This is a genomic window from Flavobacterium fryxellicola (assembly GCF_900143245.1).
GTDB lineage: Bacteria > Bacteroidota > Bacteroidia > Flavobacteriales > Flavobacteriaceae > Flavobacterium > Flavobacterium fryxellicola.
Genome location: NZ_FRDK01000008.1, coordinates 92,771 through 115,831 on the forward strand (window position 1 = coordinate 92,771; position 23,061 = coordinate 115,831).

Annotated in this window: 15 protein-coding genes; 4 read left to right on the forward strand and 11 right to left on the reverse strand. The window is 35.2% G+C overall.

The genetic code is table 11. The features are described 5' to 3' along the window. The first annotated feature begins 183 nt into the window (after window positions 1–183). The 4 genes from folE to lgt all read left to right on the forward strand — a co-directional run bounded on the left by folE (window position 184) and on the right by lgt (window position 3,860). Entirely contained in the window at window positions 184–855 is a 672-nt protein-coding gene (gene folE / locus BUA03_RS12175; protein WP_066082554.1) for a GTP cyclohydrolase I FolE, read from the forward strand. 174 nt (window positions 856–1,029) lie between these two features. Continuing rightward, window positions 1,030–2,508: a cysteine--tRNA ligase gene (gene cysS / locus BUA03_RS12180; RefSeq protein ID WP_066082653.1), complete on the forward strand. Its 1,479-nt coding sequence runs from the start codon at window positions 1,030–1,032 to the stop codon at window positions 2,506–2,508. A gap of 95 nt (window positions 2,509–2,603) precedes the next feature. Further along, window positions 2,604–2,843, forward strand: a complete 240-nt coding sequence (gene yidD, locus BUA03_RS12185) for a membrane protein insertion efficiency factor YidD (RefSeq protein WP_066082556.1) — start codon at window positions 2,604–2,606, stop codon at window positions 2,841–2,843. Between the two features lie 63 nt (window positions 2,844–2,906). After that, complete coding sequence (gene lgt / locus BUA03_RS12190) at window positions 2,907–3,860, forward strand: prolipoprotein diacylglyceryl transferase (RefSeq protein WP_066082558.1); 954 nt, start codon at window positions 2,907–2,909, stop codon at window positions 3,858–3,860. 59 nt (window positions 3,861–3,919) lie between these two features. Here the strand turns inward: lgt and BUA03_RS12195 are convergent, their stop codons facing one another. From BUA03_RS12195 to BUA03_RS12245, 11 genes are all read right to left on the reverse strand, one after another. After that, complete coding sequence (locus BUA03_RS12195) at window positions 3,920–4,534, reverse strand: acyloxyacyl hydrolase (RefSeq protein WP_066082560.1); 615 nt, start codon at window positions 4,532–4,534, stop codon at window positions 3,920–3,922. Window positions 4,535–4,669: 135 nt separating this feature from the next. Next, window positions 4,670–7,642, reverse strand: a complete 2,973-nt coding sequence (gene secDF, locus BUA03_RS12200; protein ID WP_066082562.1) for a protein translocase subunit SecDF — start codon at window positions 7,640–7,642, stop codon at window positions 4,670–4,672. A 225-nt stretch (window positions 7,643–7,867) separates the two neighbouring features. Continuing rightward, window positions 7,868–8,803: a malate dehydrogenase gene (gene mdh, locus BUA03_RS12205; protein ID WP_066082564.1), complete on the reverse strand. Its 936-nt coding sequence runs from the start codon at window positions 8,801–8,803 to the stop codon at window positions 7,868–7,870. An 85-nt stretch (window positions 8,804–8,888) separates the two neighbouring features. After that, on the reverse strand, window positions 8,889–10,832 hold the full coding sequence (gene gyrB / locus BUA03_RS12210) for a DNA topoisomerase (ATP-hydrolyzing) subunit B (protein ID WP_066082566.1): 1,944 nt from the start codon (window positions 10,830–10,832) through the stop codon (window positions 8,889–8,891). A gap of 181 nt (window positions 10,833–11,013) precedes the next feature. Further along, window positions 11,014–12,630 carry an asparagine synthase B gene (gene asnB, locus BUA03_RS12215; RefSeq protein ID WP_066082568.1) on the reverse strand — a complete coding sequence of 539 codons (1,617 nt, stop codon included), beginning with the start codon at window positions 12,628–12,630 and terminating at the stop codon, window positions 11,014–11,016. A 193-nt stretch (window positions 12,631–12,823) separates the two neighbouring features. Beyond that, window positions 12,824–14,449 (reverse strand): amidohydrolase, encoded by a 1,626-nt coding sequence (locus tag BUA03_RS12220; RefSeq protein ID WP_066082570.1) that lies wholly within the window; start codon window positions 14,447–14,449, stop codon window positions 12,824–12,826. Between the two features lie 298 nt (window positions 14,450–14,747). Continuing rightward, window positions 14,748–16,424: an asparagine synthase B gene (asnB, locus tag BUA03_RS12225; RefSeq protein WP_066082572.1), complete on the reverse strand. Its 1,677-nt coding sequence runs from the start codon at window positions 16,422–16,424 to the stop codon at window positions 14,748–14,750. Window positions 16,425–16,644: 220 nt separating this feature from the next. Continuing rightward, complete coding sequence (locus tag BUA03_RS12230) at window positions 16,645–17,094, reverse strand: hypothetical protein (RefSeq protein ID WP_066082574.1); 450 nt, start codon at window positions 17,092–17,094, stop codon at window positions 16,645–16,647. A 142-nt stretch (window positions 17,095–17,236) separates the two neighbouring features. Then, window positions 17,237–18,973, reverse strand: a complete 1,737-nt coding sequence (locus BUA03_RS12235) for a porin family protein (RefSeq protein WP_066082654.1) — start codon at window positions 18,971–18,973, stop codon at window positions 17,237–17,239. Window positions 18,974–19,089: 116 nt separating this feature from the next. Beyond that, window positions 19,090–19,953, reverse strand: a complete 864-nt coding sequence (locus BUA03_RS12240) for a PhzF family phenazine biosynthesis protein (protein WP_066082576.1) — start codon at window positions 19,951–19,953, stop codon at window positions 19,090–19,092. Window positions 19,954–20,033: 80 nt separating this feature from the next. After that, the gene (locus tag BUA03_RS12245) at window positions 20,034–23,048 is read right to left on the reverse strand and encodes a tetratricopeptide repeat protein (protein ID WP_066082578.1); all 3,015 of its coding nucleotides are present in this window, start codon (window positions 23,046–23,048) and stop codon (window positions 20,034–20,036) included. Between the last annotated feature and the right edge of the window lie 13 nt (window positions 23,049–23,061).

Consider the following 23,061-nt stretch of genomic DNA (forward strand, 5'->3'; position numbering starts at 1 on the left):
TTACTATAAAAAAGGCAATAGCGAACTCGTTATTGCCTTTCTTTTTAGGTCTAAAAAAGAAACAAGAACACTCCGAAGAAGCGATAAAGTACGTTTAAATAGTAGGAACGATAGAAATTTTTTAATTTTTATTATTTATCTTTACCCCTTAAATAATTACACCCACAATAATAGTTGCTTTTAATGATAAATAAAGAAGAATTTCAAGACGAAATAGGAGACAATCATATTAGTTTATCCGCAAAGAATCCAATAAGAGATGATGCTTTCTCCATTTCTGATGATGATAAAATCGAAAAAATAAAAAAAGACGTTGAGAACATCCTACTTACACTTGGAATGGACTTGACCGATGATAGTTTAAAGGGCACACCCAATCGTGTGGCTAAAATGTTTGTAAAAGAAATTTTTGGAGGTTTAAATCCTGCAAAAAAACCAAAAGCATCCACTTTTGACAACAATTACAAATATGGTGAAATGTTAGTCGAGAAAAACATCATCGTCTATTCTACTTGTGAACACCATTTATTACCCATTATCGGACGAGCTCACGTAGGTTATATTTCTAATGGAAGAGTTATTGGTTTATCCAAAATGAACCGCATCGTAGCATATTATGCCAAAAGACCTCAAGTACAAGAACGATTGACAATGCAAATTGTACAAGAATTACAAATTGCTTTAGGTACAGAAGACGTTGCTTGCGTGATAGATGCTAAGCACCTTTGTGTCAATTCCAGAGGAATCAGTGATATTGAAAGCAGCACTGTAACATCTGAATTTGGCGGTAAATTTAAAGATAGCGTTACTCGTAGAGAATTCTTAGATTATATCAAATTAGAAACAAAGTTCTAAATCCTATTAATCCTCCGTGTGGCAGGGAATAAGATGGATATTGAACAATAAGATTAAATTATTTTAATACAGAAATGCCCTAGCCCTGATTGAAGTAAAAATCCTTTTTATTCGCCCTTGCGAATAAAAAGATTGAAACGGAAAGCAGGAAGCAGCTTCAAAAAAAAAATTGAAATGCCTTTATATAAGAGTCAGACTTTAAAAATATACAATTCACTTTCGGGAGAAAAAGAAACATTTGCACCTATTCACGAAGGAAATGTGGGAATGTATGTTTGCGGACCAACTGTTTACAGTAATGTACATCTTGGAAATGTGCGAACATTCATGTCTTTTGATGTGATTTTTAGGTATTTTTTGCATTTGGATTACAAGGTTCGCTACGTTCGTAATATTACTGACGTAGGCCATATTGTGGATGATGTAGATGAAGGGGAGGATAAAATTGCAAAAAAAGCACGTTTGGAACAACTAGAACCGATGGAAGTGGTGCAACGATATACCGTAGATTTCCACGATATTTTGAATGCTTTCAACTTTTTACCGCCAAGTATTGAACCAACGGCAACGGGTCATATTATTGAACAGATTGAAATTATCAAGACCATTATTGATAACGGAATAGGTTACGAAGCCAATGGATCAGTTTATTTTGATGTTGTCAAATTCAATAAAACCAATCATTATGGGCGATTAAGTGGTCGAAATATCGAGGATATGCTTACCAATACTCGAGATTTAGACGGTCAAACTGACAAGAGAAATCCACAAGATTTTGCGCTTTGGAAAAAAGCAGAAACACAGCACATAATGCGCTGGCCTTCGCCATGGAGTGATGGATTTCCGGGTTGGCACTTAGAATGTACCGCTATGAGTACGAAATACCTAGGCAATCATTTTGATATTCACGGTGGTGGAATGGACTTAAAATTCCCGCATCATGAATGTGAAATTGCGCAAAATGAGGCTTGCACCGGTCAAACTCCGGTGAATTATTGGTTACACGCCAATATGTTGACTTTGAACGGCAAAAAAATGGCTAAATCTACCGGAAATAATATTCTACCAAGAGAAATATTAACAGGAGACAATACGATTTTAAGTAAAGCTTTCTCGGCATCAGTAGCCCGGTTTTTTATGTTACAAGCGCATTACCGCAGCATTCTTGACTTTTCCGATGACGCAATTGTAGCAGCTGAAAAAGGATACAAGCGATTGATGGAAGCAATGAATTCATTAAAAGAAATCAATGTAGGCTCAAAAAGCACTATTAATATTCCAGCATGGAAGCAATTGTGTTATGATGCGATGAATGATGACTTTAATACACCTATCCTAATAGCACAGTTGTTTGAAGGCGTTCGTTTTGTCAATTTGCTAAAAGAGGAAAAAGAGAGTTTGAATGCAGATGACTTGCACTGTTTTGCAAAAACGATGAATGCTTTTGTTTTTGATGTTTTAGGACTAGAAGACGAAAAAATTTCAGACAGCACTAACGATAAATTACAAGGAACAGTTAACATGCTAATCGAAATGAGAAAACAGGCTAGAGAAAACAAGAATTTTGCTTTATCTGATCAAATTAGAGATCAATTGATTACACTAGGAATCCAACTTAAAGATGGCAAAGAAGGCACTACTTTCTCGATTTAATGTCACTTCCGTTCCGATGTTTTGTAACTCTATCGAGAAAAGAGCTTAAAAAAGGACAAACGATATGATACCCTTGATAATTCCCTAGTGAAACTATGAAAATAACTGCACCATTTATCATTTTAGTTCGGTTTTATCAAGTAGCAATTTCACCGTTCACACCTTCGGCTTGTCGATTTGAGCCCACGTGCTCCTCCTACATGATTGAAGCGCTGCAAACGCATGGGTTATTTTATGGAGGATATCTGGGAACAAAGCGAATTTTGAGTTGTCACCCTTGGGGGAAAACAGGATATGATCCCGTGCCTAAAAAAACTTGCCGTCATAAACATTAGTTTTTATAGTACAAATTTTACTTTTAATCTTTATTTTTACATAAAATAACAAAATTACAATACATGACACATGCTTTAAACATTGTTTGGAACCCATCAGAAGGAATCGATTTAGGCTTTTTTATAATTCGGTATTACAGTTTAATGTTTGTCATTGCTTTTGGGTTAGGGTGGTATATCATGAAAAATATTTTCGATCGCGAAGGGGAATCGATAGAGAAATTAGATTCTTTATTTATCTGGACTGTATTAGCGACTTTGATTGGCGCTCGTTTAGGACATGTTTTCTTTTACGATTGGGAGTATTACCGCAATCACCGATTGGAGATATTCTTACCCATTAGAGAAAATCCAAATGAAGCTCTATTTAGCATTATTAAAGGATGGGAATTTACAGGTTTTCAAGGATTAGCTAGTCACGGAGCTGCAATTTCTATCATTATTGCTATGTACTTCTACAGTAAAAATATATTGAAAAAACCGCAGTTATGGATTTTGGATCGCGTGGTTATTCCTGTTGCCAGTGGTGCTATTTTCGTCAGATTGGGCAACTTTTTTAATTCGGAAATCATAGGTCATGAAACAACTTCACCCTTTGGAATAAAATTCATAAAAGACCACTTTAGCCCGATGGACGCTGTCAATGCAACTCAGATACCTAATCCTAAAGAAGCTTACACCGCCATTGCAACAAACCCAAAATTCGCTGCTTTATTAGAGCAAGTGCCGCTAAGACATCCTACGCAATTGTACGAAGCATTTTGTTATATTTTTGTATTTGCGGTCTTATTTTACTTGTATTGGAAAACTGAAAAAAGAAAATATACAGGCTTTATTTTCGGAATGTTTCTAGTGCTGTTGTTTACTGTGCGTTTTATCGTCGAATCCGTTAAAGAAAGCCAAGGCGGTTTTGAAAGTGCTCTCGGTTTGTTTTCAACTGGACAATGGCTTAGTATTCCTTTTGTACTTATAGGATTGTATTTTATATTTACTGCTGAAAGAGAAATTACGAATTAGAAAAAATAATATAAAACCAAAGAAAAGCGTTATCTGTATCAAAGCAGATGACGCTTTTTTTATAGTACCAACAAAAATCCAAGGTCGATATTTTTAGTAGTATAACCCGAATTCTTTTTTTGTAGGCCGGCGTTAGATACGTGACGGATACTTGGCCTTAAATCAACGGTTATTCTATTAATTTTAAAAGTAACTCCCAAAGCAATAACGTCAGCAAAGGCAAAACCTTTAGATAATCGCTCCGTTTCTGTATCGGTAATCATTGGTCCCACACTACCCAAAGCATAGAGACTGGCTTGATTAGAAAGTGGTTTCCTGACTAGAAATCCTAAATTCAAGACGTACTCTTTTATATCCTTTAACTTTGTGTATCGTTCTCGTTTTTTTATGTAATCCGGTTCGTCCGGTTCAATAAAATACAAATTTAAGAGTTGGTGCGTTGCAAAATTAAGTTCTGGCTGGATAAGTATTTGATAGCTGACTTTTTTTGTTTCTTTTACTTCAAAATAAAATTGCAACTTATAATAGTGATTTGTATAAGAGTAATTTTTATTTTCAAATTCAGTACCTAATCCATAAGCAAAACCCACTTGGACGTCCCTATTTTTGACTTGAGCAAAAGACAGCATCGAAAGACAACAAATAAACAAAATAAAAAAAACACTTCTAAACATAACTATTAATTTAAAAACAGACTATTACTTTTAAAACTCTGTGTTAAATTACTAAAAAAAAGTGTTGGAATTCAGGTAAAAAAAAGAGATTCAACTTTCGCTGAATCTCTTTTTGTAAAATTATATAAAAGCATTTTAGCTTTCTTGATGCGCTTTTTCTACTTTTCTTTTATCTTCTTTTGAAATTGTATCAACCAATACTGGCGTAGCAATAAACAATGAAGAATAGGTTCCTACTATAATACCAACCAACATTGCAAAGATAAATCCTCTAATAGATTCTCCACCAAAAACGAACATGATTAGCAAAACGACAATCATCGTTAATGACGTATTGATTGTTCTAGACATCGTTGTATTAATAGATTGATTTACAATTTCAGCAAAAGTACCTTTAGTTTTTCCAGCTAAATATTCACGAACCCTATCAAATACAATAACTGTATCATTCATAGAATATCCAATAACCGTTAAGATTGCAGCGATAAAATGCTGATCGATCTCCATACCAAAAGGCATGAATTTATAACACAAAGAGTAGATTCCTAATACAAAAATAACATCGTGTGCAACTGCAGCAATCGCACCTAAACTATATTGCCATTTTCTGTAACTGATCATCAAGTATAAGAAAACAATTGCCATTGCTCCAAGTACTGCCCAGTAAGCGTTAGTTTTAATATCTTCCGCTACTGTTGGCCCCACTTTAGAAGCTTGTAGAATCCCCACTTTTTTTCCTTCATACGCATTTACAAATTTATCATATGTAATGTCTGCTGAATAATGCTTTTTCAAGGTGCTAAACAACAATTTATTCACCTCTTCATCAGCTTTAATTCCTGGCTCTTGCACTTTATATTTCGTTGTAATTTTCAATTGGTTAGTATTACCAAATACTTTTACTTCGGCACTACCTTCAAAAACTTGCGCTAATTCTGCTTTAACAGTTTCTGTCTCTATTGGTTTTTCGAAACGCACTTGGAATGTTCTTCCTCCTACAAAATCAACTCCTTGATCTAGACCATTTGTTGCTAAAGAAACAACGCTAATGATAACCACTATACTAGAGAACAAATACGTCCATTTTTTCATCCCTAAGAAATCAAAATGAAAGTTGTTAAACATATTCTTAGAGAAGTTAGTAACAAACGTCAAATTATTCTTTTTGCTAATGTTCCAATCAATAAAGATTCGCGCAATAAAAATAGAAGTAAATAATGAAGTTATAATACCAATCAATAATGTTGTAGCAAAACCTTTAATTGGTCCTGAACCAAAAATGAATAATACAGCACCTGTTAATATGTGAGTAACATTCGCATCAGTAATAGAAGACATTGCACCTCTCCAGCTATACGAAGTTTTAACAGCTTCTTCTAGCGTTTTACCGGCTCTCAATTCTTCTTTTGCTCTTTCATAGATAATGATATTTGCATCCACTGCAGTACCCATTGTAAGAACAATACCCGCAATACCAGGCAATGTAAGAACTGCTCCAAGACTTGCTAAAATTCCAAATAAGAATAGTAAATTTATGGCTAGTGCAATATTAGCGTACCAACCCGCTTTACCATAATAAATCATCATCCAAAGGGATACAATTAGTAATCCAATAATTGCTGAATTAGTACCATTATCAATTGCTTCTTGACCTAAGGATGGCCCTACAACTTCTGATTGAACAATATCGGCAGTAGCTGGCAATTTACCTGCTCTTAAAACATTAGCTAAATCTTTAGTCTGTGTGACATCAAAAGCTCCTGAAATTTCAGATCTACCACCTGAAATTGGACCGCTTGAAACTCCTGGTGCAGAATAAACTACATCATCAAGAACAATAGCGATATTACTTTTTTGAGTGTAGGCTCTACCTGTTAATTCTTCCCAAGATTTTGCACCTTGACCGTTCATTTGCATGGAAACTGCAGGTTTACCTGATTGATCAAAAGTATCTTTTGCATCAGTAATAACACCACCAGCCATCGCAGGCACATTGTCTCTATTTCCTTTTAAAGCATATAGTTCTAATACTTCAACATCTTTAGCTTTAGCATCTTTAATAGTAGTTGGTATACCCCAAACAAATTTAGCATAACGTTGCTCAGCTGGTAAAAGAATTCGGATATCAGCTCTTTTCAAGTAACCATTAATAGTTGCCGTATCTTTTGGAGAGAAAAGCCCTAAAACTGGACCTCCACCTTGTCCAACAATTTTATCAAATAAAGGATTTCCCCCTTTTTTTGCAGCTGTAGAATCTTTCGAATCTGTAAGCAAAGCACTTAAGGAATCCTTTACCACTGGTTTAACCTCAGTAATGTTTATTTCTGTTTTCTTCAACGACTCATTAGCCGCCATTAAGAAATTACCAATTTCTTCAATTTTGTAAGTTTCCCAAAACTGCAATTGAGCAGTGCTTGATAACAATTTCTTAGCACGATCTACGTCTTTTGCACCCGGAAGTTCAACAAGAATTTGGCCTGAATTTCCTAATTTTTGAATATTTGGCTGTGTTACACCAAATTGATCGATACGTTTTCTTAAAACGCCAAAAGCACTTTCTACCGATTCGTCCACTTTTCTTTTGATCACTTTTTGAACCTCTGAGTCGGTCATTTGAAAATCAACACCACCTTCACCTTGCAAACTTCTGTTTGCAAAAATATCCGGAGATGCTAATTTCACAGTTCCTTTTGAATTAGCTTCAAAAGCATCAAAAAACTTGTCTAAATACGATTTGTTCCCTTGTAAATCTGCAGTTGCATCAGCCAAAGACTTATTAAAAACTGGATTTTTAGAATTATTCGATAATCCTTTTAGAATGTCTTTTACAGAAATTTGAAGGATAACATTAATCCCTCCTTCTAAGTCTAGCCCTTTATTGATTTGTTTATCACTTACTTCATTGAAAGTAAAATTGGTAAACCCAAGGTTAAATACTTTTTCTTTACCGATAGAATCTAAATATTTTACTTCTTTGTCAGCATTCCCATTAGCAAAAGATTTTGCATCGTTTTTTACTTTGCTTGCAACAAATGTGAAAGAAAGTTGGTAAATACTTACCAATGCAAATAGAATTGCGAAAAATTTAATAAGTCCTTTATTCTGCATTATTACTAAAAATTAATTATTTTTTATTTATTTATTTTTGATTTAAACCCTGTATAATAACACTTTACATTCATTTTTACTATTAAAAAAGAACCTGCCGCACTACCTCATTTTTTTTAAACCGAGCAAATATATAATTAACGTTAAGATTAACCAATTTATTTGTAGATTAATCTCAAGAAAAAGACTGCAAAGATGCAGTCTTCCCTTTTTTATTTGTAAATTTTATATCAAAATCGATTTTAAAGCCTCATTCATTTGTCTGACAGCATCCGCACTTTTAGCAAATAAAGCTTTTTCAGCATCATTAAGTTTGATGTCCAAGATTTCTTCTACTCCATTTTTGCCAATAATGCACGGAACCCCAATACAGATATCCTGCTGACCATATTCTCCTTCTACAAAAACAGAACAAGCAATCATTTTCTTTTGGTCGTTCAAAATGCTATCTACTAAGAAAGCAACTGATGCTCCAGGAGCGTACCAAGCTGACGTGCCTAAAAGTCCTGTAAGCGTTGCACCACCCACCATGGTATCAGCAGCCACTTTTTGCAATTGCTCTTCAGAAAGAAATTGAGATACCGGAATTCCATTATAAGAAGCCAATCTTGTTAAAGGAATCATAGTGGTATCACCATGCCCACCAATCACCATTGCTGAAATATCATTAGCTGGTTTGTCTAAAGCCAAAGACAAATAGGTTCTAAAACGAGAACTGTCAAGGGCTCCACCCATCCCAATAATTCTATTTTTTGGCAATCCAGTGGATTTTAAAGCTAAATAAGTCATGGTATCCATAGGATTAGAAACCACAACAATAATAGTATCTGGTGAATGTTTTAGTACATTTTCAGCTACCGTCTTTACAATTCCTGCATTAATCCCTATTAATTCTTCCCTTGTCATTCCTGGTTTTCTTGGAATTCCAGATGTAATAACTACTACATCACTTCCTGCTGTTTTCGAATAATCATTGGTAACGCCAGATACTTTAGTATTAAAACCAGTATTGGTAGCACATTGCATGATATCCAAAGCTTTACCTTCAGCAAAACCTTCTTTAATATCCAATAATACTACTTCGCTGGCAATTCCTCTATAAGAAATCACATCCGCACATGTCGCACCTACATTCCCTGCTCCTACAATGGTAACTTTCATATTTTAAAGTTTAGTCGGTTATTTTTATTTTTTGGTTAATTATTTAGCACTACATCGTTTGGCCAAGAGCCAACAGTTAGCGGTCTTATGCGTCAATATTAGCATACACTGCATTTTTCTCGATAAATTCTCTTCTTGGTGGCACCTCATCACCCATTAACATAGAGAAAACTCTGTCGGCTTCCGCCAAACTGTCAATAGTCACCCGACGCAAGGTTCTAAAACTAGGATCCATTGTTGTTTCCCATAATTGCTCCGCATTCATTTCCCCAAGACCTTTATATCGTTGAATTCCTGCGCTACCGCCCATTCTTTCATTCGCTTGATCGCGTTGTAAATCATTCCACGCGTATTCTTTTTTGTTTCCTTTTTTAACTAAATACAAAGGTGGTGCGGCGATATAAACGTGGCCTTCTTCTATTAATTCTTTCATAAAACGGAAGAAGAATGTCAAAATTAAAGTAGAAATATGACTACCATCGACATCGGCATCACACATAATTATTACTTTATGGTACCGTAATTTTGAAATATTTAATGCCTTACTATCCTCTTCTGTACCAATGGTTACACCAAGAGCCGTAAAAATATTCCGAATTTCTTCGTTTTCAAAAACCTTATGATGCATTGCTTTTTCTACATTCAAAATCTTACCACGTAGAGGTAAAATAGCTTGAAAATTACGATCGCGGCCTTGTTTTGCCGTTCCACCAGCCGAATCTCCCTCGACAAGATACACTTCACATTTTGCAGGATCTTGTTCTGAACAATCTGACAATTTCCCAGGCAATCCACCGCCACCCATTACGGTTTTGCGTTGCACCATCTCACGTGCTTTTTTAGCAGCATGACGCGCTTGTGCTGCAAGAATCACTTTTTGAACAATGATTCGTGCATCATTTGGATTTTCTTCCAAATAATTTTCTATCATTTCACTCACCGCTTGACTTACTGGCGAAACTACTTCTCTGTTTCCAAGTTTTGTTTTGGTTTGACCTTCAAATTGTGGTTCAGCAACTTTAACTGAAATAATTGCTGTAAGTCCTTCACGAAAGTCATCTCCTGAAATATCAAATTTCAGTTTATCTAACATTCCCGAAGCATCTGCATATTTCTTTAAAGATCTCGTAAGACCAGTTCTAAAACCTTGCAAGTGTGTTCCTCCTTCGTGCGTGTTAATATTGTTCACGTAAGAAAAAATATTTTCGGTATAACTTGTATTATAGATTAAGGCAACTTCAACAGGAATCTCTCCTTTTTCATGATCCATCGAAATAACGTGTGCAATAATGGGCTCCCGGTTTCCATCTAAATAACGGATGTACTCTTTTAATCCTTCATCAGAATGGAATATTTCCGAAACAAAATTCCCATCTTTATCTAATTCTCTTTTATCTGTAAAAGTAATTGTAATTCCTTTATTCAAATATGACAATTCACGCATACGAGCAGATAAAGTGTCATAAGAAAACTCCGTAGTCTGTTGAAAAATAGTGTCATCAGGATAAAAAGTTACAATAGTTCCTCTTTTAGTGGTTTCTCCTATTTGCTTTACTGGGTATAATGCTTTTCCTTTTTCATATTCCTGCTCATACACTTTTCCATCGCTACTGTGAACAGTAGCACGCAAATGGTTTGACAAAGCATTAACTACAGAAACCCCAACACCGTGAAGTCCTCCAGAAACCTTATACGAATCTTTATCAAATTTTCCCCCAGCACCAATTTTGGTCATTACCACTTCCAATGCCGAAACACCTTCTTTTTTATGAATACCAACTGGAATACCACGGCCGTTATCCTCAACAGAAACAGATCCGTCCTCATTAATATCTACAATTATCGTATCACAATGACCTCCCATTGCTTCATCGATAGAGTTATCTACGACTTCATAAACTAAATGATGCAGACCTCGAACACCTACATCTCCAATGTACATCGATGGACGCATTCTTACATGCTCCATTCCTTCTAATGCCTGAATACTATCTGCTGAATAACTGTCCTTCTTGATTTCTTCGCTCATATATTTTATTCTAAAAAAATGTAATTTTTGTCTAACACGCAAATATATAAAAACGCAAATTATATAACCGTTAAATTCCCTATTTTGGCCGTTAAGTTATTAACATTTGTTGATATAACTACAAAAAAAACGCGCTCCAATTGGAGCGCGTTCTACATTTATAATAATTCAAATTATTGTTTTAAATCACCGCAGTTGTTTTAGCAATTTCAATATCCGCCTGAATGTGTGCGGCGTTTGCTCTTCCACTAGGATCTTGATTTTCTTGCCATTTGGGAATCCATTTCCTAACCGTTTGTGCAGCGCTTACTTGAGGGTAATATTTATTAAATATCGATCTGTAAAAATAAGCTTCTTTAGTCGCAGGAGAGTTGTATGGGAATTCTGTTGCAGCTCCTGCTAATTGCTCATCCGTAACTTGCGTGGCGCAGTATTCAATCAATTGATCAATCCAATGGTACCCCACTCCATCTGAAAATTGTTCTTTTTGTCTCCATAAAACTTCTGCAGGCAGATAAGGTCTGTCTGGCGTATCAAATGCTTTTCTTAATATGTATTTTTCTTTGCCATCATACGTTTTAGGCATTTTTTCTTCAGCTTTAATGCGAACTGACAAATCTAAGAATGCTTTGTCTAAAAACGGAACTCTTGTCTCTAAGCCATGTGCCATAGTCGACTTATCTGCTCTCAATAAATCGGCAGTAAATAATTTCTGAACTCTTTCGATAGTTTCTTTTTGAAAATCTTCGGCTGAGGGTGCGTTTGCAAAATACAAATATCCTCCAAAAATTTCATCCGCTCCTTCTCCGGAAAGCACTACTTTTACACCCAAATCGGTAATTGCTTTCGACAAAAAATACATTGGCGTACTCGCTCTTATGGAAGTCACATCATACGTTTCTAAATGCCAAATCAATTTATCTAATATTAGGATGCCTTCTTCGACAGTGAAGTGAACTTCATGATGTTCTGTCCCTAAATAGGCAGCTACCTTTCTGGCAGCTGCAGCATCAGGCGCGTCTGCATCCAAGCCGATTGAGAAGGAATGTAATTTTTTGCCACTCTCTGCCAACAATCGAGACGCAATTGCTGAGGTTAACGAAGAATCCAATCCTCCCGAAAGCAATACTCCAATAGGCACATCGCTCATTAATCGTTTCCGAGTAGCCTCTGTTAGGGTCTCTCTAATTAATTTAAAATCTAATTCTTGGTCTGCTTTTAAATAGTCTTCGTATTCCGGTTTGTAATATTTTACAAAACCAGTTTTTTGAGTGTAGTAATGACCTGGAGGAAAAGTAGAAAAGGTTTTGCATTGATCTGAAATAGACTTCATCTCTGAAGAGAAATAGATTCTTCCTCTTTCATCCAGTCCATAATACAGCGGCTTTACTCCCATTGGGTCTCTACCCGCTATAAAATCATCTCCATCAACTACAACAAAAGCCCAATCTCCATCTAGCCTGTTGCAAAAATCATAGCCAAACTCCTCATATAGATGCACAATAACTTCTGAATCTGACTTAGTTCTAAAAGTATGTGCTTTCAAAACACCATCTCTCAATTCTTGGTGATTGTAAATTTCGCCATTATGAACCATGTAGGCCGTTTTAGTACCTTGTATGGGTTGTTTCCCAGAATGTAAATCAATTATTGATAACCGTTCATGACTTAAAATATGACCTTTGTCCGTAATATGAAAATCACTTTCATCCGGTCCACGATGCGTCATTCTTTTTGACAGCTGTCTAAATAATTGCTCTTCTTTTCCTCTTCCAATAATGGCTAATATTCCGCACATAAAATACTTTTTTTATTTTCACCAACTCCAACCTAACAAATATGCAATAGCAGTTACAAATACAAAACACAAGCAGGGTATTTAATTACTATTTGAAACAAAAAAGTTAATTTTACATTAAAAACATAATCAAAACACCTCTAAATAGGAAATTCGAGTTACAATTACAAACTGTCACCAATATTCTAATCCTTTATTTGACTTTCTGACCTTTCAAATAAGTATTCGAGGGTTTCATTTTTACGATTTTATCCGCTGCCACTTTCATTAAATCCTGATCGTACAGCACAAAATCAGCCCATTTGCCTACTTCCAAACTTCCTTTTTCTTTTTCTTCAAAATTAGAGTAAGCGGCCCAAAGCGTCATTCCTCTCAACGTTTCGGCTCTTGTTAAAGCGTTTTCCATTTGGAAACCACCTTTTGGATATTCCTTACTGTCTTTTCGGGCAACAGCGGCATGAAAAGTAAGCATCGGATTCACTTCTTCCACAGGAAAATCAGTTCCTAGGGCTATCATTCCTGCTTTTTGAAGTAATTTTTTATACGCATACGCATTTTTAAGACGTTCTTTTCCCAATCGATCTTCCGCCCAATACATATCGGAGGTCGCATGTGTGGGTTGTACCGAAGGAATAATTCCAGATCTGAAATAGTCAAAATCGGCTTCACGTAAAACTTGAGCGTGCTCAATTTTCCATCTTCGATCCTTTGTATCGGCTAAAACTTCTTTGTATATTTTTAAAATTACCGTATTGGCTGAATCGCCAATCGCATGTGTATTGAGTTGAAAATCTGAAGCTGCAATTTGTTTCGCAACGGTTCTCAATCCCGCTACTGGCGCTAACAAAGCACCATATTGGCCTGGTTTATCTGAATACGGCTTGTGCATACAAGCACCACGAGAACCCAGAGCACCATCGCCATACATTTTAAAGGAACGTACATTGAGATGATCCGTTTTATAAATTCCTTTTTTTAAATACAAATCAATGTTTTTTTGATTTGCTGTGACCATAGCATAGACATTTAGTCGCATGACTTTTGCTTTTTGTAAACTGTCCATCAAATGAATAATATCTGGATCTAATCCTGCGTCATTTACTGTTGTCAAACCATAATCAAACATCACTTTTTCAGCATCCAACAAAGCCGCAATTTGTATTTTACGTGTTGGTTTTGGAATAATTTTAAAGACTAATTCCATCGGATTATCAACCAGAATTCCTGATGGCTCTCCATTTGCAATTTCAATTTGACCACCATCAGCTTTTGTATCTTTTGTAATTCCGGCTAATTTCAACGCTTTACTGTTTACAATTATAGCATGCCCATCAACTCTATTCAAGACGACAGGAATATCCGGAAATGCAGCATCTAAATCAGCTTTGGTAGGATACTTTTTCACTTCCCAATCGTTTTGATCCCAACCATTTCCCACAATAAACGTTGGGTTTTTATCTTTTTGAAAAGCCTTTAAACGAGTAATTATTTCAGCCATGCTTTTAGTCCCCCGCAAATCAGCTTCCTGCAAACTTAATCCATAGCCGTAGAAATGGCAATGTGCATCAATTAAGCCAGGGTAAATGAATTTTCCATCAGCATCAACCGTATTCTTTGATTCATATTGTTTCGAAATTTCACTATTGGTCCCAATAGCTACTATTTTTCCCTTTTCGATTGCCATAGCCGAAGCTATTCCAAAAGCGTTATCTACGGAATAAATTGTTGCATCTGTAATAATCGTATCAACGGAAATTTTAGTTTTTTGACTACAGGAAATCAATAACAATAAAGCAAGAAAAAGCGAAATGAATCTCATAATTAACAATTTAGTTGTGCTAATATAAAAAAACTGCATTTAATATTGATTATTACCAGAGAAATAAACAGCATTTTAAAATAAAAAATAAGTCATATATCGTGGCAACATAAAAAAACGCTCCCGAATGGAGAGCGTTTCTACTGAACTTAAAATGTAAAACTAATAAATACTATAAAATACTTTTTTTTAACCATTAAGAATTTTAAGTCACATTAACCCTTAATATTCTTAATGGCTTTGCAGAAATAAAACTTGGTTTTTAGCTAAATAAATAAGTTGTGATTTTTATTTCAGATTAACTTTTAACATACGCATCATCATGCACACTTGCAACTGCTCTACCCGATGGATCATTCATGTTTTTGAAAGCTTCATCCCATTCCAAAGCAATTTTTGTACTACACGCCACACTTGCTTCTTGTGGTACACATAAAGCGGCAGCATCACTTGGAAAATGCTCATGAAAAATAGAACGGTAATAATATTCCTCTTTGGATGTTGGCGTTTGCAAAGGGAACTTGTATTTCGCATTTGCTAATTGTTCATCTGAAATTTCAACAGCAACTGTTGCTTTTAAGGTATCAATCCATCCGTAACCGACACCATCACTAAATTGTTCTTTTTGTCTCCAAGCTACACTTGGCGGTAAAATATCTTCAAAAGCTTTACGAAGCACCCATTTTTCCATTGGATGTTCCTTGTTGATCATTTTATCTTGTGGATTGATTCGCATCGCTACATCCATGAATTCTTTATCTAAAAACGGCACACGTCCTTCAATTCCCCAAGCCGCTAAACTTTTATTGGCACGCAAACAATCATACATGTGTAATTTCCCTAATTTACGAACGTTTTCTTCATGAAACTCTCTTGCGTTTGGCGCTTTGTGAAAATACAAATATCCTCCAAAAAGTTCATCGGCGCCTTCGCCTGACAATACCATTTTGATACCCATCGATTTAATAACTCTTGCCATCAACCACATTGGCGTTGAGGCTCTAATAGTCGTCACATCATAAGTTTCTAAATTGTAAATTACATCCCGAATAGCATCCAAACCTTCTTGTATTGTGAATTTAATTTCGTGGTGAATGGTTCCAATGTGATCCGCAACAATTTGCGCTGCTGCTAAATCCGGAGAACCTTCTAATCCGACGGAGAAAGAATGCAACTGCGGATACCAAGCATCAGCAACATCTCCAGATTCAATTCGTTTTTGCGCATACTTTTTGGCGACAGCCGAAGTAATAGAAGAATCTAGTCCTCCAGAAAGCAATACACCGTAAGGCACATCGCTCATTAATTGTCTGTGAACTGCGGCTTCTAGTGCAACTTTAATATCTTGAATGTTTGTTTCGTTATCTTTCACGGCATCATAATCGGTCCACTCCCTTTTATACCATTGTACAAATTCGCCGTCTTTGCTTGTCATGTAATGTCCTGGAGGAAACAATTGAATTTTTGTACAATATCCTTCAAGTGCTTTCAACTCTGACGCTACATAAAAAGTTCCGTGTTCATCCCAACCGATGTAAAGTGGAATAATTCCCATGTGGTCACGAGCTACAAAATATTCGTCTTTTTCTACATCATAGATAGCAAATCCAAAAATTCCATTCATTTCATCTATAAAATGAGGTCCTTTCTCTTTATAAAGTGCTAAAATTACTTCGCAGTCGCTTTCCGTTTGAAAGTGGTACTTCCCTTCAAATTGTTTACGCAATGCTCTGTGGTTGTAAATTTCACCATTTGCAGCTAAAACCAATTGTTTATCTTCACTGAACAACGGTTGTTTACCAGAAGCTGGATCCACAATTGCCAAACGCTCGTGAGACAAAATAGCTTTTTCATTACTAAAAATTCCACTCCAGTCCGGTCCACGATGACGAATAATTTTAGACATTTCTAATACTTGTGGTCTTAAAACTTCCGCTTTTTGTTTTAAATCAAAGGCACATACGATTCCACACATAACTATATATTTTAATGTTTTTGTTTATTTTGATAGGGCAAAGATGGCCTTATGGTTCCAATTGAAAAACATAAAGGCCATTTTTAGTTTCTATTGACAACTAAAAAGTGGAATTTGTATTTAAAATGTAATCAAAAAAGAACAAAAAGAGAAATGAAGTTGAAGATTGTAAAAATGGGGTCTACAGAAAACAATGCCAAAATAAAACGATACTTTATTTTTATTTTATTTCCTCTACCAAATACTTTGTTCCATTAATCTCAAAGGTAAAACCTTCTTGGTTTCCCATCAATTTATTTCCCAATGGAGATTGTGGCGATAAGGCGATAACATTAATTCCTTCGACATTGATTTTAGGGAGTGCAACACTGAGATATAGATAGATTCCGTTTGCTTTGACCAAGCTTCCTACAATAATAGTATTAGCGATTGTAGTCGAATCAATTTTATCCAAAACTGCTTTTTGTTCCAATACTTCTCTCAATTTCCGATTGAGTTTTTCCTGCTCAATGTGCATCATTGATAAAGCCGTTTCATGTTTGTCTCCAGCAGAACCTTTGGCATCATTCTTAGAATCTTCGGTAAGCGCTACAATCATGTCTTTGAAAGCATCAATTCTATCTTGAACTAACTGTAAGTAATAACGGTGTATTTTTTGTTTAAAAGTCATTTAGTAAAGATTAACCACAAAGGTCAGCAAGAAAGCACGATGTTCACGAAGTTTTTTTTAATACTATTTCAATATAAAAAAATTAAATTTTCTTTTGTGGCCTTTGCGCTTTCTTTGTGCGCTTTTGTGTTTACGTAAAAAATTAAAAATCAAATTTATAATTTACTCCTAAAATCACCTGAAATCCTTGAACTGGATAATTCAACCATTTTTGGTAGGCATTATTGGTGATATTATTCGCTCTTGCAAAAGCAGTCAACCGGTCGCTGTATTTGAATCCAACATTGGCATTGACATCAAAATACGATTTTAAAGTTACAGGAGTAGCATTAGTAACAATAGCAGTATTCATTTGAAAATCTTTTCGCTCGCCTACGTAAAACACATTGGCACCAGCAAACCATTTTTCTGTGATATTAAAATCCAAACTGGAATTTATTTTTATTGCTGGCAAATTCCACGCTTCTTGCTGAAAATTATTTGTAAAACTGCTAAAACTTCCATTAATTCCGAAAGTGAAATCATCAGAGAAATCTGCTTTTAATTCTCCATAAAAGCTTAAGGTTCTCATATCATCGTAAACGACTTGAAAGGAATTTCCAAAGGCGTAATCGGCATTCCCAGCATTTTCATTATAACTATTGCTTTTAAACAATGCTTTATTTCGCTCATTTAAGTAAGAACCTCTAAGATTGTAACTTATTGAATTAGTCAATTTACCTTTCAGTCCAGCAAAAACATCATACTGTTGATCCGTAGGTGCAATAGCTAATGTTGGGGATAAAAATGGATTGGCATCTACAAAATCCTGATATGAATTCTGCTGCAGATCCCCTTCGGCACCCGCATAGAAAATCATCAAATCACCAACCACCTTATAAGAGGCATTGAATTTTGGATAGACATAAAAGGTGTTGCTGCTATTTATATTGTTCCTACTATAAAAAACAGCAGCGCCAATATTCAGCGTCCAGTCCTCTTTTTGCATTACAAAACTAGGTGAAATTCCAAAATTTGTAAAACTATATTTTAAAGGTTCAGTATTGGTATTGGTATAATTATTTTTGAAATTTCCAGCGACATAATCAACAATTAAATCTGTTTTCACGGCACTTTCACTTACATCAAAGGCTACGGTTGGTTTAGCGTAAAACCTATTTTCAGAAGAATCAAAACCATCTGAAAAATGGTTGAATTTCAAACTTGTTTTATTCAATATACTTTCGTTAAAAGCCACATTCCCCCCCAGAGAAATAGTATTGTAGTACTGTTTTGGATTTATGCTATTAATCAAAATAGATTGATCCTGAGACGATAAAGTGTTACCAAAACTGTCTGGTAATCCATACCAATTATAAATTTGGTTTTGATATCCTAAATCCAGATTCCAAGATACGTTCTTTTGATTCGAACCATACATTAAATCAAGCGAAGTGTCAAAAAAACGGTCGTCAAGTTTCACGCTTTCTATACCGCCTTGAGAAGAATGATGCCGGAACATGCCGCCAACATAGTCCGTCGCATTTAGATCTTGGTTTACGAATAATTCCCCTAAAAAAGTTCCGTAATTACCAACACCAAAAGTCGCGTAATTTTTAAATAAAGGAGCTTGCGTTTCTTTTTCAACCCCTTCGGCTTTTCCTTTTGAAGGCGTAAAAGTAGAAGCTACAGGGAATGAAAAAATAGAATATTTTATACTTTCTTTTTTAGCATTTCCCTCCTCATCCAGTTCCGGGATTTCTTTTACTTTGAACGCATCTGAAATTTTTGGGGTATACGGTTTTACAACATTTACCGTTTCATTTCCTATTTGTTCTTTCTTTTGAGCAAATGAAAATTGGAAGACGAAGATGAACAAAATCCCCACGCCAAACCTCATGTAAGTGAAGGGCGCCGAAAAAGTTGCTACCTTATTTATTCTTATTTTTATTTCTAAATCTTTAAATGTCATGTCTGATTTTTTTATTTTGTACCTATTTATTCTTTTGATGTAATCTAAACTTCCCACTCGCCTTTTGCAATAAATTGCGTTTTTCCACCGATTTTAATATCAAAATGGTCCTTTTCTAATTTACCATCAAAATAAATCTGAGAGGGTCTATTGATAAAATCTCCTTGATAATTGATAGTTTGGATTTCAGGAGAATAATATTTTAAAAGAAAGGCCTGCAAACAAGAGCTCGCGCTTCCAGTAGCAGCGTCCTCTACAAGTTGGTTATTCTCTACACAAAACATCCTACTCGTAAGCTTTGTTCCTTCTAAACAATAAAAATAAAAGGCTCTATGGTTTGTTTTACAATGAGCGCGCAACCACCCATCCATTTTAACCTGATTCAGCATTAAATTTTGCAATACTGTTGCATTTTTAACAGGCACAATTACAAAAGCGCTTCCCGTGGTAACTTCCTGAATGGGAAATTTTACATCAAAATCATCAGGACTTAAATTGCTAAAGGATGAAAAATCCTCTGCCAAAAAAACGTCTAAAAATTCTGGTTGAGCAGCTTGTAGCCAAACCAAATCGTCTGATTGATAAACTACAATATCACCTATTGGAACTGACAAATTGATCCTTTCAGTGCGCTTCTCAAAAATTTTGTGCATCAAGACCCACGAAGTTCCTAAGATAGGATGCCCCGCGAACTGCATTTCGTGCTCTGGGGTAAAAATCCTGATTGTTGCTGCATTATTTTCCTGATCGAGCTTCGTGATAAAAGTGCTTTCTGCAAAGTTGGTTTCTCGAGCAATGGTCTGCATCTCCTCAGAGCTTAACTTTTGTGCATCTAAAAAAACAGCCAATTGATTGCCTGCATATTTATGTTCTGCAAAAACATCTACTATATAAAAAGGGATTGTCATTCTTTAATTTTTTGGCTTTCGACTATTCTGAAAATTTCATACTTACTTTGGTTATTTTCTAACTTTCTTGTCGCGTTTTTTTATTTTGTAATTGATGAATTTGTTTTAGACTCTTCCGCCTTAATAGTATTCAATTCTCTTTGTGCGGCTGACACTACATCTGGAAAATCAGTAAAATTTTGAATTACATTTTCTAAAATATAGGTCGCCTGATAGCTGTCTTTCAATCCGTAAAAGTTTTTTGCCATTACAACTAATCCTTTGGATCCAAAATATTTATAACTAGAATAATTTTTCGCTAATTTTTGAACAGCAACATTTGACTGTTCAAAATTTCCGTCTTTATTTTTAAAATAAGCATCATAATATAGCGCTTCAGCTGCTAGTTCTCCTTTTGCAATCGCCCTTAATTTGGTGTAGGCAACTCTTGCTTTTGCTTCATCTCCCGTTTCAATAGCTGCACGCGCTATAATAATTTGAGCATCACTTTTGACGTTATCATCGGCTTTTGGACTCATCAAAACCTTCTCAGCATACGAGTTTGAACTACTATAATCTTTTTTATCATAATACAATTTCATCAAATTCGATTGTGCAAAAGTCGTGTTTTGAGAAATATCAGATTCGTTTTCTAAACGGGATAAAACTACAATTGCCTTGTCGTGCTGTTTATTTTTAAGAAAAATTTGAGCCAGTCGAGACAAAGACTGCTCTGTAAATTCACTTCTAGATTGGGCAATTACAAATTCAAAATTAGGAATTGATTTGGTTTCAGACCCTTCTGAATAATACGATTGACCAAGGTAGTAATTGGCTTTTAAGGCATGGATGCCTCGAGGAAATTGACTTACATACCCACTGAATCCTTGGATGGCTTGCTTAGAGTTGTTTTGTTGAAATTGTTTTTCAGCAGCTTCGTAGGTGTCATTATCCAATTCTGCATCCGTTACAGCAACAAAATCCAGCGTACGAACCCAACTAGCATATTCATCCACTCTACCACCATCAACATAAATTAATCGGGCTGTTGCAACGGCTTCTAAAGCTTCCGGAGTTCTAGGAAAATCAGCAGCCACTTTTTTAAATTTTAATAAAGCCTGATCGTTTTTATCGGTGTTGTAATATACTAAACCCTGACGCAAAATAGATTTAGAAGTAAAAGAGCCTTTTTTAAATTCAGTATTTAAACGCTCGTATGTTTTTATAGCAAGGTCATTTTTGTTTCCGGCAACATAAGTATTAGCCAATTCGAAAAGTGCATCGTCTTTGTATTCAGACTTTGGATACAATTGGACAAAAGAGTTTAATTCGGCAATTTTAGTGTCATTTTTAGCCATAAATCCGTAAGAAATTGCTTTTTGAAAATAGGCATAATCTGCATCTATACTTTTAGATTCAATCACTTTATTATACGCATCCATTGCTGGGCCGTATTTTGAAGTTACAAAACGACAATCTGCTAAACGCAAATACGAATCATTCAAACGCACTTTATCAGCTGGTGCTTTCTCTATTTGGTTTTGAAAATAATTTCCTGCCTGATCGTATTCTTTTAATTTAAAATAAGCATAGGCAATATTATAATTATGATTTTTATATTCCGGGGTTTTTGAAGCTTGGTTTGAACCGGCAAATTGTTTAAAACTTAACAATGCCTCCTTGAAATCATTTGTAACATATTCTGCTTCCCCTTTCCAAAAAAGGGCTCTACTCGTAAAAACCGGATCTTTTTGTTCGGTTGTAGCTTTCGTAAATATTTTTAACGCATCTTCATACTTTCCATCCGTATACAGTTCCAGTCCTCTATAAAACAGTACTTTTTGATAGGCCAATTTATTTTCTGGCGATTTATTTTTTTCCAATAAAACCAGCGCTTCCTTGTAGTTTTTAGACGAAATATACGAATCTATCAGCAATTTCTCTACCTCAGAACGGTTGGCATTATTTGGATATTTATTTAAAAAAGATTGAAGAACTGCTGGTACACTTTGATACGAATTTCCTAATTCGTAACTCAATTTAGCATAATTCAAACTGGCATCTTCTTGTATCGCCAAGTCAAAATCCATTTCCGAAGCATTTTTAAAAGCATTTAAAGCCTGCTGTTTTTTATCGGTATTGAGGTAACTTTCTCCTAAATGGTAGTAGGCATTTTGAGCTACAAAATCCTTTCCACCAATGATTTTATTGAATTGGGAAATGGCATTTTCATAGTCTTTTTGTTTGTAGTACGCATATCCCAATTGGTAAAAATCGGTATTGTTCCACTTTCCTTTTTTCCCTTTGTAGGCGACTAAAAATGGAATGGCAGTATCGTATTTTTTTAAATTAAAATAGCTTTCGCCAATAATCTTATTTAATTCTGATTTTTCCAAAGGATTTGATTTAGCCATTGCTTTCTGACCCAAATCAATTGCTTTTTGGAAATTTCCCAACTTAAAATTCATATCCGCTTGATAATATGAAAGCTTTTCTTTGTATTTCTCTTCACCTGAAACCTCGTCAAAATACTTTGTCGCTTGCTTATAGTCATCTCCTTCATACGCCATAAAACCAAGGTAATATTTGGCTTGCGATCCGTATTCAGCAGAATTTACTACTTTATTCAAGTAGGAAGTAGCTTCTTTTTTCTTTTTGGCATTAAAAAAACTATACCCTTTTTGGAAATTGAATTTATCTTGATCCTTTCTACTCAAACTACTTTCATCCACTTTGTCAAACCATTGCAATGCCTGTGGATAATTTCCTTGAGTAAAATGATACTGTGCTACTTCAATATAAGCTTGATTTTGCTTTACGCTCGTAGGGTAATCTGCAACAAATTGCTCCATCAACGCATCTGCATTTGCCTGATTGGTTCGAATGGCACAATTAGCAGCGTAATAAGCACAATCCGATTTCAATTCCTCTGTAGTGGCCGTTTCCTTTACTTTGTTAAAAATTAGTTGTGCCGATGCATATTGCGCATCTTTAAATAAAGAAACTGCTTTATTAAAATCTTTTGAATCGTGCGTGTAAATAGCCGATTTTTGTGCTGAAAGCACCGCCGTTATTATAAAGAAAGAAAAGAAGTAGATCCAGGATAATTTACGCATTGTGATTTTATTT

What these genes read in the sequence shown, in the direction of transcription:
- lgt (WP_066082558.1), top strand. Translation starts at nt 2,907, where the DNA reads ATGACACATGCTTTAAACATTGTTTGGAACCCATCAGAAGGAATCGAT.
- BUA03_RS12235 (WP_066082654.1), bottom strand. Translation starts at nt 18,973, where the DNA reads ATGAGGTTTGGCGTGGGGATTTTGTTCATCTTCGTCTTCCAATTTTCA.
- BUA03_RS12220 (WP_066082570.1), bottom strand. Translation starts at nt 14,449, where the DNA reads ATGAGATTCATTTCGCTTTTTCTTGCTTTATTGTTATTGATTTCCTGT.
- BUA03_RS12195 (WP_066082560.1), bottom strand. Translation starts at nt 4,534, where the DNA reads ATGTTTAGAAGTGTTTTTTTTATTTTGTTTATTTGTTGTCTTTCGATG.
- BUA03_RS12230 (WP_066082574.1), bottom strand. Translation starts at nt 17,094, where the DNA reads ATGACTTTTAAACAAAAAATACACCGTTATTACTTACAGTTAGTTCAA.
- BUA03_RS12240 (WP_066082576.1), bottom strand. Translation starts at nt 19,953, where the DNA reads ATGACAATCCCTTTTTATATAGTAGATGTTTTTGCAGAACATAAATAT.
- yidD (WP_066082556.1), top strand. Translation starts at nt 2,604, where the DNA reads ATGAAAATAACTGCACCATTTATCATTTTAGTTCGGTTTTATCAAGTA.
- folE (WP_066082554.1), top strand. Translation starts at nt 184, where the DNA reads ATGATAAATAAAGAAGAATTTCAAGACGAAATAGGAGACAATCATATT.
- cysS (WP_066082653.1), top strand. Translation starts at nt 1,030, where the DNA reads ATGCCTTTATATAAGAGTCAGACTTTAAAAATATACAATTCACTTTCG.
- mdh (WP_066082564.1), bottom strand. Translation starts at nt 8,803, where the DNA reads ATGAAAGTTACCATTGTAGGAGCAGGGAATGTAGGTGCGACATGTGCG.
- asnB (WP_066082572.1), bottom strand. Translation starts at nt 16,424, where the DNA reads ATGTGTGGAATCGTATGTGCCTTTGATTTAAAACAAAAAGCGGAAGTT.
- secDF (WP_066082562.1), bottom strand. Translation starts at nt 7,642, where the DNA reads ATGCAGAATAAAGGACTTATTAAATTTTTCGCAATTCTATTTGCATTG.
- asnB (WP_066082568.1), bottom strand. Translation starts at nt 12,630, where the DNA reads ATGTGCGGAATATTAGCCATTATTGGAAGAGGAAAAGAAGAGCAATTA.
- BUA03_RS12245 (WP_066082578.1), bottom strand. Translation starts at nt 23,048, where the DNA reads ATGCGTAAATTATCCTGGATCTACTTCTTTTCTTTCTTTATAATAACG.
- gyrB (WP_066082566.1), bottom strand. Translation starts at nt 10,832, where the DNA reads ATGAGCGAAGAAATCAAGAAGGACAGTTATTCAGCAGATAGTATTCAG.